Origin of the sequence: Pseudomonas fluorescens (assembly GCF_902498065.1) — a bacterium.
In the GTDB taxonomy this organism is placed as follows: Bacteria; Pseudomonadota; Gammaproteobacteria; order Pseudomonadales; family Pseudomonadaceae; genus Aquipseudomonas; species Aquipseudomonas fluorescens_BJ.
Genome location: NZ_CABVIR010000007.1, coordinates 16,472 through 27,783 on the forward strand (window position 1 = coordinate 16,472; position 11,312 = coordinate 27,783).

The 11,312-nt window shown below is 53.9% G+C and carries 9 protein-coding genes; 7 read left to right on the plus strand and 2 right to left on the minus strand.

Features of this window, described 5'->3' with window-relative positions; genetic code table 11:
- The first annotated feature begins 237 nt into the window (after window positions 1–237).
- From F8N43_RS22080 to F8N43_RS22100, 5 genes are all read left to right on the plus strand, one after another.
- Window positions 238–942 (plus strand): hypothetical protein, encoded by a 705-nt coding sequence (locus tag F8N43_RS22080; RefSeq protein ID WP_150654370.1) that lies wholly within the window; start codon window positions 238–240, stop codon window positions 940–942.
- A gap of 252 nt (window positions 943–1,194) precedes the next feature.
- Window positions 1,195–2,262: a hypothetical protein gene (locus F8N43_RS22085; protein WP_150654371.1), complete on the plus strand. Its 1,068-nt coding sequence runs from the start codon at window positions 1,195–1,197 to the stop codon at window positions 2,260–2,262.
- 719 nt (window positions 2,263–2,981) lie between these two features.
- Window positions 2,982–5,231 (plus strand): NACHT domain-containing protein, encoded by a 2,250-nt coding sequence (locus F8N43_RS22090; RefSeq protein ID WP_150654372.1) that lies wholly within the window; start codon window positions 2,982–2,984, stop codon window positions 5,229–5,231.
- A gap of 751 nt (window positions 5,232–5,982) precedes the next feature.
- Window positions 5,983–6,201 (plus strand): hypothetical protein, encoded by a 219-nt coding sequence (locus F8N43_RS22095; protein ID WP_150654373.1) that lies wholly within the window; start codon window positions 5,983–5,985, stop codon window positions 6,199–6,201.
- A gap of 226 nt (window positions 6,202–6,427) precedes the next feature.
- Window positions 6,428–6,937, plus strand: a complete 510-nt coding sequence (locus F8N43_RS22100) for a hypothetical protein (protein ID WP_150654374.1) — start codon at window positions 6,428–6,430, stop codon at window positions 6,935–6,937.
- A gap of 211 nt (window positions 6,938–7,148) precedes the next feature.
- Here F8N43_RS22100 and F8N43_RS22105 read toward each other — a convergent pair whose 3' ends face one another.
- On the minus strand, window positions 7,149–8,096 hold the full coding sequence (locus F8N43_RS22105; protein ID WP_150654375.1) for a LysR family transcriptional regulator: 948 nt from the start codon (window positions 8,094–8,096) through the stop codon (window positions 7,149–7,151).
- Window positions 8,097–8,245: 149 nt separating this feature from the next.
- On the opposite strand from F8N43_RS22105, the gene F8N43_RS22110 reads away from it, so the two are divergent.
- Together F8N43_RS22110 and mmsB are read left to right on the plus strand one after the other, a co-directional pair.
- Window positions 8,246–9,772 carry a CoA-acylating methylmalonate-semialdehyde dehydrogenase gene (locus F8N43_RS22110; protein WP_150654376.1) on the plus strand — a complete coding sequence of 509 codons (1,527 nt, stop codon included), beginning with the start codon at window positions 8,246–8,248 and terminating at the stop codon, window positions 9,770–9,772.
- Between the two features lie 10 nt (window positions 9,773–9,782).
- On the plus strand, window positions 9,783–10,670 hold the full coding sequence (gene mmsB, locus F8N43_RS22115; RefSeq protein WP_150654377.1) for a 3-hydroxyisobutyrate dehydrogenase: 888 nt from the start codon (window positions 9,783–9,785) through the stop codon (window positions 10,668–10,670).
- Window positions 10,671–10,827: 157 nt separating this feature from the next.
- Here mmsB and F8N43_RS22120 read toward each other — a convergent pair whose 3' ends face one another.
- Window positions 10,828–11,172 carry a cupin domain-containing protein gene (locus tag F8N43_RS22120; RefSeq protein ID WP_008024653.1) on the minus strand — a complete coding sequence of 115 codons (345 nt, stop codon included), beginning with the start codon at window positions 11,170–11,172 and terminating at the stop codon, window positions 10,828–10,830.
- Between the last annotated feature and the right edge of the window lie 140 nt (window positions 11,173–11,312).

An 11,312-nucleotide genomic window follows, 5' to 3' on the forward strand; every position in this document is an offset into this window, starting at 1 on the left:
GGCATACGTGCCATGTGTAGTAGTACGCATACAGTAAGCCCATTCCCACCTGTATCAACGGTCTGGTCCCCTTCCTTCACGGGTGGCCGAGTGGGCTTTCTTATGCGTGCCATCCCTGAGTTCCTACAAGTGAGTTACCCGTCTGCCCGGTCCTCTGGGTTTGGTCGCCTGTCATAGCGGGTCGGCTGGTAGCTCACTTGTAGCAATTCATCCCCTTAATGTGAGAGACCTGAAACTATGAACACGACCAATGCATTACCCGTTTTGCTGCAAAATGCAGACGGTAATAAGTATTCCTTTGTCCCCAATGATGAGGGCATGTTTAACCTGACAGAGATGTGGCGGATGCTAGAACTACCTGCATCCAAGAAACCCAGCCAGTGGCGCAATAGTATTGCGCGTGATCTAGAGAGAGATGCAAATTTGCATTTCACTCAAGGTAAGGATGCTTATACCCTCGCAACTGAGACAGCTTGTATTGCTTATGCAATGTGGGTTTCGGTCTCTTTCTATCGTATGGTTGTCTCTACCTTCATCGCTGTGCGAAATGACGACCGGTTGGCGGCAATGGTCTATCGCAACATGGAGTCTGAGTATCAAGAGATGCTTGATAATAACTGCGCTAAGCTTAATGCATACAACCGTCTTGATAAGTCCTATCAAGGTTGGCACAACAGTTGCTGTCTAGCTGGTATCGAAGACTCCCGCAAGGCTCGTTTTTATCTATGGACTAAGTACCTTATGTGGAGTGAGCAGACGATTAAAGGTAAGACAAGTATCACCATGAGAGCTCCGGGCATTGATGCGGGCTTTATAGTTAACCGAGGTAATGGAAAGATAGACGACTCTATCTGCATGAAGGCATATGGGCGTAAATGGCTAATTGAGCATGCCGCTGAGATAAACGCCGCAACCAAGATGATGCGCAAATGTTCCACCTGACGGGATATAACCCATCGTTCAACTACGGCGGGGTAGTGGCCTCAGCAGACGAAGACGACACCGTAAATAGCCTACCGCCTTATCTATCCCACCTAGTCACTAATATCACCAGCAGCTTCAGTCCCGCTCGTGGTTGCCAACTGGCATCTAAGTCCAGACCCAGATAACCCCCCGAAAACCCTAAGTAAGCACCAGCAATTCTGTTGGTGTTTCTGCATGCCGTTAATTCACAACCTGAGAGGTAAAGAGACCATGAACACCGCTACCAGCATCACCCTGCACACGATTTACCAGATGCACGTTCCGACCGCCAATGCGCTGATCGAGAGCTACGGCACCAACAAGATCAAATCCCAGCTCGCCACACAGTCGGTGGGCGCGATCCTTGAGGACGTTACCCTGCTGTTCCGTGCGTATCTTGGCGACCTGATTCCCGGACGTTCGGAGCATGATGCCAAGCTGCGTGAAATCTCCATTTGCAAAGACCTCGTGCGTCAGCATATCGAGAGCCTGCGTGACACTGGCCGCACCATTGGCCAACTGCCTGAGAGCTTGCCGGTTGCCGAGGACTACACGAACGCTTTCACCTACCTGATTGCGCTGGTCGATTCCATCAACACGCAAGCCCCTGATAACACCATGTTGAAGAACTCCTATCACACGATGGGCTGGGATTATCCAGAGTTCCAGACATTCCTGGCTGAACGTCATGGCGCTGACCTACCTGCGTTCCTCGGCGTTTTGGCGGCATCCATTGCTGGTTCTGACTACAGCCGCATGCAAGCCATGACCCCTGCTAACTATCGTAGCTGGACGTCAACCGGCGAAGCTGTCTATGCCCTGCTGTTCAATGCCGAAGGTCGTGGCCCTGCACTGGTCAAGGCGCTGCGTGCCGAACTCGATCTGATCTTGGGTCCGTATTACAGCCGTCGCACCTGCATCGACATGTTGCCGATCATGGCTAACACCCTGCTGCGCATTGAAGACGCTGAAGCCCTTGTAGCTGCTGGATGGACTGAAAAGCACAGTGACTGCATCTATGCTGCGCTCGGTGACTCCGCAATGTTCCGCGAGGGGCGTGGTCGTCGTGTCGCTGCCGTCGAGGTGCAGACCGTGCAGTTCAACCTAGCGCGGCTGGGTGCTGTCATTTGTGATAAGCAATCCAAAGCCAAAGCAGAGACAGCACGCAAGTTGAAGGAAGAGCAGGACGCTATCGATCTGGAAACCCGTAAGGCTCAAGCCGCTGCACGTCTGGCACTGCTGGACAAGATCAAGGCCGGTACTGTCACCGCTGCCGAGTTGGATGCAGCCGGTTACTGAGTCACCCTGTAGCAATCCCCGGTATCACAGTTAGGCCATCGCGCACGCTGTAGGTACTGGGGTAGAGGGCTAGTAGGGAGTTGTAGCACGTCAACTCCCCTTGTCGGGGCTGCATCTGTCTTTTTGCAACCTGGCTCAGCGCTCCGTACTTCGCTATATCCCTTAGCCGCTGATGGTAAGGAGGCACTCGAATGTCTCTTAAACCTCGACCCACCCTGTGCGAGCAATCAGCTACTGGCCGAAACTTCGTTGATATTTCGTCTCGGATTCAAGGGTGATGTTCGATCCTTGGCAGGCGAAGATTTTGGAGGGCTTGGCTACCAGTGGATTTCAAAGGGCGGCTTACGGCCAAAAGCAGTCGTTTGGATGTGTTAGGAAATCAGAGGGTTCAAGAACCCGATAGCGGATAAACCAGATGTCATCCACCTGGCCAGGCATCCAGCGTGGATGAAATGCCAGTAGCAGAATTGGATTTAGGCATAGTAGCGTTGCGCCTCTACGACCCCGAACGGGTGAACGTGCAACGGAGCAGGGAAATGGATTTTGCAGAACGCTTGAACGCAATTTCAGCGAAGGTTAATCAGTTACACGGTCGGTAGTAGAGCGCAGCTTGGAAGATCAGCATTGTGAGATCGATACCACAATATTAAACATAGGGATTGCCTCATGCGACGCGCATGAGCTAATACATTTTATCTTAGTCCGCAGGTGCTTGAGATATGTCTGCTACATGGAAGAACCTTGAAGAATACGTTCGCTCGATCGCCTCTCTAAAGTGGGGCGCACCTTGCAAAGCAGAGCATATTGACGGGGTGGATTTTGATAGTGTTATTCGCATCTCCGATGATGAAGTGATTATTATAGAAGTCACTACTGAAAGAACCCTTCAGAAGGTGCGTGATGACCTCAATAAGATAAAGCCTACGAAAATGAGGCTCGCAGTTGAGGGTATAATTTGCCGAGCTTACATTGTATTGGAGGATGAGCCTACGCTCAGTATGGTTGAAGCTGGCAGAAGCAGCCATATAAAAGTATGTTCGGCCGCTGAGTTTAGCAAAGATTTTTTTGATTTCGCTTCCTACGACGCGTTGCGAAAAAGATCTCCTTTTGGGAGTGCCGTGGATTCAAAGACAGGTGCGAATGATCCTCGCGAATTCATTCATGTTCGGTACTCTGAAACAGATGGCTCAAAAAAATACACGCTAGAAAATATTGCCTCAAGCCTGCAGCGCGGTCAAAACATCGTACTTACCGGAGATTATGGAACTGGTAAAAGCCGGTGCGTCCGTGAGGTGTATGAAATACTTAGAACGCGCACTAGAGAATCAGGCGCTTACCCTCTGGCAATAAACCTACGGGATCACTGGAGCAGTTCAAGCGCGTTAGAAGTTATAGCAGGGCACCTCGGTATAATCGGCATCGGTAGCTCTATAGACAATGTCATTCGTCTTCTGAACTCAGGGAAGCTAATTCTCCTATTGGACGGGTTTGATGAGATCGGCACTCAAGTTCATGACGCGAGAGTTGAAGACAGAAAAAGCCTTCGACGGAGAGCAGTACAAGGCGTTCGCGATTTAATTACTCGTGGAAAAACTGGGATACTAATAACCGGCCGTTCTCATTTTTTCGACAGCAGCGAGGAGATGCTAGAAAGCCTCGGTTTATCCGCCGGGTCAAACACGGAGTGCATTGAGGCGCCGGAAGAATTCTCAGAAGATGAAGGGAATAAATACCTAGAAGCAATTGGTATTAAGTCACTTGTACCTGAGTGGCTACCGAGGAAGCCATTAGTTTTCCAGCTCCTCGTTGAGTTAGACCCAGCAGACGTTGGTACTATATTAAATCGCAAGCATGGCGAGTACGAATTCTGGGGCACCTTCATTCATGCAGTTTGTAGACGAGAATCTAGCGGAGTGGGTGGTTCGATCGCCCCTCAAACCATTCACGCGATTCTTCATAGATTAGCGTCTGTAACCCGTTACTCCGCCACAGCCAATGGCCGGCTTTCCCCTTCTGATATTGATACAGCCTACCAAGCAGTAGTAGGATCAGTTCCAGATCAAAGTGGTCGCCAGCTCCTTTCAAGAATGTGCACTCTCGGCAGGATAGAGCCAGAGTCTCCTGACCGACATTTTCTTGATCTTAATGTTCTTGACATCCTTCGGGCGGAAGCGCTTGTTGTAGACGTGATTAATATGAAGGATATACACGATCAAGTTCAATGGTGCCAATCACTTCGGCATCTTGGTGCATTTCACGCCGCACAAACAATTAGAATTTTTGACTTGGAGCAGCATTGCTTTTCATATATAAAGAAAAATGGCAACAGCCGAAATACAAAAAAGCTTGGCGAGATAGTTTCAATCCTAACAATTTATGGTGGCGACCCTTTGGACTTTCAGTCCCTGCAGCTGTCTGGCTCAGTCTTCCCAGTTTTAAATCTTAGTGCTAGAGTAATAAAAAATCTGGTGGTCAGGGATTCCGAGATTGAACATTTATTTCTTGGCGCAACGCCAATTACAGTACAAGATGGCATGGTGATTGATGGATGCATTGTTTCACAGGTATTTGGAGTTTCAGATTCCCAAGGCTTTCCAGCCTGGGTCACACATACTGAGGCTTTCAACTATGAGCGCATCTCCAATGCTTCAAGAATTAAAGAAAGCATCCTACCTCCAGCTCAAAAATTGTTTCTTTCTATAATTCATAAGATTTTTTTCCAGCCTGGTGGTGGAAGAGAAGAAGCATCCCTTCTAAAAGGAGGCTACGGCCAGAAATTTAGCCCAAAACTAGTAGATTCGATTATCAAAATGCTTTTGCGGGAGGGCCTTATAGATAGGGCCAAGGGAGATGATGGCTGGGTATATAAACCTATTCGAAGATATACAGACAGAATGAACAAAATTCGTTCTGAGCTTACCCTTTCCGAAGACCCGGTCTGGAAAGAGGCGTCTACTCTAAAGCAATAGAGGAGCGATTACCTGTATACCGTGGTGCGCCGGTCGGAAGACGGAATAAGCCCGTCGGTGACTCTGGGACTGCGCAGCCACGCCATGATTTCCAGGCGCAGCAGTTCGGTGAAGTCGCACGGTTTGCCCAGGCAGTCCTCAAAACCGTCGCGTAGGCCGTCAACGCCGTTGCTTGGAGCGTCGTTGACGGACAGGACCGGTCTAGGTAGGCGGGAGTAGCCGTGACTAAATGAGTTTTAATACTGTCCATCCTCAGTAGTATGGGCAGTTTCGGGAAGGGTGGCTGTGCAACTAAGAGTGACAATCACTTGCGGATTTCCGCAGGCGCCTGTCGATTTTTGAAATATCTCGACATCGGCGATACCCACCTTTGCGTGAGTTGTTTCGAAGCCTTTGCTGCCGCCGTTATACGGCAATAATCGGCTACCCAGCCTCTCGGGAAATTCGCCACGATTCTCAGGAGAGTTGATGGGATGTCGCGGCTTCAATGAGTGTTCGTGTCGCAGTCCTTATAGCCTACACACTCTACAGTATTACGATAACAACCAATCTGGCTGACTGCTTGTGGCCGTTGGCTACCGGTCACGGAGGGCCGCACCGCACATAATCAGGAAGCGTGCAGGTCAAATCCGATCCCAAGGAAGGTCAAATCGAACGCAAATGATTGGGCAGGCCTGAGCAGTTACCAGCAAGCCCCAGCCAGCTGTAAGGTGAACTAAGATTCCCGTATTACCACTCAAGGACGATAGCCATGCCGAATGACCCAGAAGCCAAGATCGCAACGGCGGACGCACTCACGTTGCTTTTGCATAACCAGCATGCCATCGCTGCGGCTATAGAAGAATTGACCAAGTGGCTCTCAGAGAATGGAGTATCGAGTGTTGCTGCCAACGCAGTTGGTGCGTTGGAAACGCTGGACACAAATGCTCAAGGGATTACTGACGCCATTATGCGACTACGTCAGTCGTAAACCTGCACTTTGGCTACCCACCGTGTCACCTGCCAATTTCTTGGTCTACTCCTTGTTACTCTTGGAGCTAGTCAAGGTGGTCCTCAGGGCGATGGCTTTTGGGAACGTCGTCTGTCGTCTACTCGGTGACTGTGCTGAGTGACCTCATAACCAGCCTCGCATCATGCGCAGACAGAGGCTCTGATAGACTCGAAGCGAAGCTATGAGCGAGAGCAGGCGTATGAGAATGGACGATGAAGCGTATTACTTTCTACGCATGTACTCGATTGACCTCAACACAGCCCGTCAGGCAATCAAAGTCCTTCGCCGCTACAGACGACCAGATGTCCGTTACGCTCTTCTACGCGACCTAACTGTGGCCTATGTGCGGCCTTTCTCAACGAATAGGGGAAGACAACAAGGCACCCATGCACTGAGTGTCAAGAAGCATGTTCCGAAGGAAATGAAGCGACTTCACCTTGAACTCGTGCGGGTCAGGATGCAGCAGTTTGCCCACACCGATTTGTCTTATTACAACCCAATTGTGTTTAGCCTAAATGGCTCAAACGGTCACGCGATAATCTTTAAGGGCTTCGACTATGAAGCTCTGCTGCGCAAGCTTGACCAAATTGAAGAATTGATTCGTGCGGTTGAAAGCAGCGTAAACGCCGCAATCGCTGATTACGAATCGGAGTCCTCAGTGCTTTCCGAGGCAATCCCGGCTGGGCCCGAAGTTCGAAGGTTTCTTGAAAAATAGACAGAGAAATCTGAATGACCACCTCAATCCGGGTGTGTCCGTGCATCCCCCCCCTCTCCTGAGCCTTATCGCGTGCCTATGTGCGTCTCTGGGTAAGCTGCTTCGAGGCGCTATTCGCTGTTACAAGTCATGTACCAACCCCTGTTACAAATCCTTGGCAAATGCCTGCTGGCCTCGGTACGATTCCGCTACCTGATTCCTTGAAGAACAGTCAGTCGGCGAACAGCATCTCCCGGCTCTCTCCCATCAACAGACCCTGATTCTTCTCGGTGACCGCGCGGATGTAATCCCACAACAGGGTGATCCGCTTGAGCTTGCGCAGGTCCTCGCGGCAGTACATCCAGAACTGCCGGGTGATGTTGATTTCCTCCGGCAACACCGGCAGTAACCGCGGATCCTGCGCGGCGAGGAAGCACGGCAGAATCGCCAGCGAGCGTCCTTGCTGCGCCGCGACGAACTGCGCAATCACGCTGGTGCTGCGCAAGTTGGCGCTGGCGCCGGGCAGCACGTTCGCCAGGTACAACAGCTCGGAGCTGAAGGCCAGGTCGTCGACATAACTGATGAATGAGTGCTTGCCCAAGTCTGTCGGGCGGCGGATCGGTGGATGTTTGTCCAGATAGTCCTGGGTCGCATATAGCTGCAATTTGTAGTCGCAGAGTTTGCAGCAGACATACGGGCCATGCTCCGGGCGCTCCAGGGCGATGACGATGTCCGCCTCGCGTTTGGACAGACTGATGAAGTGCGGCAGCGGCAGGATGTCCACCGAGATCGCCGGGTAGGCGTCGACGAAATGGCTCAGCTGCGGGGTGATGAAAAAGCTGCCGAACCCTTCCGTGCAGCCCATCCGTACGTGGCCGGACAACGCCACGCCGGAGCCGGAAACCTGTTCGCACGCCATGTGCAGCGTGCTCTCGATCGACTCGGCATAACCCAGTAAACGCTGACCTTCCGCCGTCAGGACAAAACCGCTGGTCCGGGACTTCTCGAACAGCAACGTGCCCAATGCCGCTTCCAGCGAACTGATACGCCGCGACACCGTGGTGTAGTCCACCGCCAGGCGCTTGGCCGCGGTGCTGGCCTTGCGGGTGCGAGCGACTTCGAGGAAAAACTTGAGGTCATCCCAATTCAGCGAACCTAAAGACGTGATGTTTTTTTGCATGATGGACCGGCTTTTATGTGCGTTCTTATTAGAAGTTTGCACATCTATACTCCAAAAACAGTCCGACAACCAATTCGCGACACACGCCTCATCTCAAGGCGACTTAGCCGCCTTGGCTCCCTGCATAACAACAAGTCCAGGAGACCAGCATGAACGCATCGCTCACGCCCAACGAAACCACTGTCCAGAACGTCAAGCTGTTGATCGACGGCGAGTGGGTCGAGTCCCAGACCACCGAGTGGCACGACATCGTCAACCCGGCGACTCAGCAAGTGCTGGCCAACGTTCCGTTCGCTACGGCCTCGGAAGTCGACGCCGCGATCAGCGCCGCCCATCGCGCCTTCCAGACCTGGAAGCTGACGCCGATCGGCGCCCGCATGCGCATCATGCTCAAGCTTCAGGCTTTGATCCGCGAGCACTCCAAGCGTATCGCCGTGGTCCTGAGCAACGAACAGGGCAAAACCATTGCCGACGCTGAAGGCGATATTTTCCGAGGCCTGGAAGTCGTCGAACACGCGTGCTCCATCGGCACCCTGCAAATGGGCGAGTTCGCCGAGAACGTCGCGGGCGGCGTCGATACCTACACCCTGCGTCAGCCAATCGGCGTGTGCGCCGGCATCACCCCGTTCAACTTCCCGGCAATGATTCCGCTGTGGATGTTCCCGATGGCCATCGCCTGCGGCAACACCTTCGTACTCAAACCGTCCGAACAGGACCCGATGTCGACCATGTTGTTGGTGGAACTGGCGATCGAGGCCGGTGTTCCGGCGGGCGTGCTCAATGTGGTTCACGGCGGCAAGGACGTGGTGGACGCCCTCTGCACTCATAAAGACATCAAGGCGGTTTCCTTCGTCGGTTCGACCGCCGTCGGTACTCACGTTTATGACCTGGCCGGTAAACACGGCAAGCGTGTGCAATCGATGATGGGCGCGAAAAACCACGCCGTGGTACTGCCGGATGCCAATCGCGAACAAGCGCTGAATGCGCTGGTCGGTGCCGGTTTCGGTGCCGCCGGTCAGCGTTGCATGGCCACCTCGGTGGTGGTGCTGGTGGGCGCGGCCAAGCAATGGCTGCCAGACCTGAAAGCGCTGGCGCAGAAACTCAAGGTCAATGCCGGCAGCGAGCCGGGCACTGACGTCGGTCCAGTGATTTCCAAGCGCGCCAAAGCGCGGATTCTCGATCTGATCGAAAGCGGCATCAAGGAAGGCGCCAAGCTTGAGCTGGATGGTCGCGAGATCACGGTTCCTGGCTACGAGCAGGGTAACTTTGTCGGCCCGACCCTGTTCTCCGGCGTGACCACCGAGATGCAGATCTACACCCAGGAAATCTTCGGCCCGGTGCTGGTAGTGCTGGAAGTGAATACGCTCGATGAAGCCATCGCACTGGTCAACGCCAACCCGTTCGGCAACGGCACCGGCCTGTTCACCCAGAGCGGTGCGGCGGCGCGCAAATTCCAGAGCGAAATCGACGTGGGTCAGGTCGGCATCAACATCCCGATTCCAGTGCCGGTCCCGTTCTTCAGCTTCACCGGTTCGCGCGGTTCCAAACTCGGCGACCTCGGCCCGTATGGCAAGCAAGTGGTGCAGTTCTACACTCAGACCAAGACCGTCACCAGTCGCTGGTTCGATGACGACAGCGTCAACGACGGTGTGAACACCACCATCAACTTGCGTTAAGGAGCCGGACATGAAAATCGCTTTTATCGGTCTCGGCAACATGGGCGCGCCGATGGCGCGCAACCTGATCAAGGCTGGTCACGCACTGCGACTGGTTGATTTGAACAAAACCGTTCTGGCCGAGCTGGAACAACTGGGCGGCAGCATCAGCGCGACAGCCCGTGAAGCCGCTCAAGGCGCAGAACTGGTCATCACCATGCTGCCCGCCGCTGTGCACGTGCGCAGCGTTTGGCTGGGCGAGGACGGCGTGCTGGCGGGGATCGCCAAAGGCGTGCCGGCCGTGGATTGCAGCACCATCGATCCGCAAACGGCGCGTGATGTGGCCGTTGCGGCAGCCAAACAAGGCGTGGCCATGGCCGATGCGCCGGTATCGGGTGGCACGGGCGGCGCGGCGGCCGGGACGCTGACCTTTATGGTCGGTGCCACCCCCGAACTGTTTGCCACCCTGCAACCGGTGCTGGCGCAGATGGGGCGCAACATCGTCCACTGCGGCGAAGTCGGCACCGGGCAAATCGCCAAGATCTGCAACAACCTGCTGCTGGCGATCTCCATGGTCGGCGTCAGCGAAGCCATGGCGCTGGGCGATGCACTGGGGATCGACACTGGCGTGTTGGCCGGGATCATCAACAGTTCTACCGGGCGTTGCTGGAGTTCGGAGATGTACAACCCGTGGCCGGGCATCGTCGAAACGGCGCCGGCATCGCGCGGCTATACCGGTGGTTTTGGTGCCGAGCTGATGCTCAAGGATCTCGGACTTGCCACGGAAGCGGCACGTCAGGCGCACCAACCGGTGGTACTCGGCGCGGTGGCCCAGCAGTTGTATCAGGCGATGAGCCTGCGCGGGGAGGGGGGTAAAGACTTCTCGGCGATCATCAACAGCTATCGCAAACCGCAGTAAAACCTGGGTAAACCCTGTGGGAGCGAGCCTGCTCGCGATAGCGTTTGATCAGTCACCGTCAATGGTGACTGTGCTGATCCAATCGCGAGCAGGTACTGCATGTACGCATCGACATTTACCGGGAAATCACGTCGGGTGATCTCCCGGTTTTTTTGCATCAGGCAAACACGAAATACTTGCGCACGGTTTCAACCACTTCCCATGTGCCTTTCATGCCCGGCTCAATGACGAAAATGTCGCCCGCGCGCAGATGGATCGGCTCTTTGCCTTCCGGGGTGATGATGCAGTAGCCCTCGCGGAAATCGCAGTATTCCCACTTCACGTATTCCACATACCACTTGCCCGGCGTGCAGATCCAGGTGCCCATGATCTTGCTGCCGTCTTCGCTGGTGTAGGCGTTGAGGTTGACGGTGTGCGGGTCGCCTTCGAGTTTTTCCCATTTGCAGGCATCAAGGACCGGCAGGGGGTGAGTGTCGCGAAGAACGGTAATCGGTGCGGACATGATGACTCCGAGCGTGAGGGAGAACTGAAGTCGCACCGTATAGGGCTTGGTGGGGCATCAGTTGTCTGTGCTCGACATCGAGGTATCCAGAAACGCTGGTTCCACTGCGCGCTCAATAAAACGCCCCGGCATTCATCGAA

Coding starts and splice junctions, on each gene's coding strand:
- F8N43_RS22080 (WP_150654370.1), top strand. CDS start 238: ATGAACACGACCAATGCATTACCCGTTTTGCTGCAAAATGCAGACGGT.
- F8N43_RS22085 (WP_150654371.1), top strand. CDS start 1,195: ATGAACACCGCTACCAGCATCACCCTGCACACGATTTACCAGATGCAC.
- F8N43_RS22090 (WP_150654372.1), top strand. CDS start 2,982: ATGTCTGCTACATGGAAGAACCTTGAAGAATACGTTCGCTCGATCGCC.
- F8N43_RS22095 (WP_150654373.1), top strand. CDS start 5,983: ATGCCGAATGACCCAGAAGCCAAGATCGCAACGGCGGACGCACTCACG.
- F8N43_RS22100 (WP_150654374.1), top strand. CDS start 6,428: ATGGACGATGAAGCGTATTACTTTCTACGCATGTACTCGATTGACCTC.
- F8N43_RS22105 (WP_150654375.1), bottom strand. CDS start 8,096: ATGCAAAAAAACATCACGTCTTTAGGTTCGCTGAATTGGGATGACCTC.
- F8N43_RS22110 (WP_150654376.1), top strand. CDS start 8,246: ATGAACGCATCGCTCACGCCCAACGAAACCACTGTCCAGAACGTCAAG.
- mmsB (WP_150654377.1), top strand. CDS start 9,783: ATGAAAATCGCTTTTATCGGTCTCGGCAACATGGGCGCGCCGATGGCG.
- F8N43_RS22120 (WP_008024653.1), bottom strand. CDS start 11,172: ATGTCCGCACCGATTACCGTTCTTCGCGACACTCACCCCCTGCCGGTC.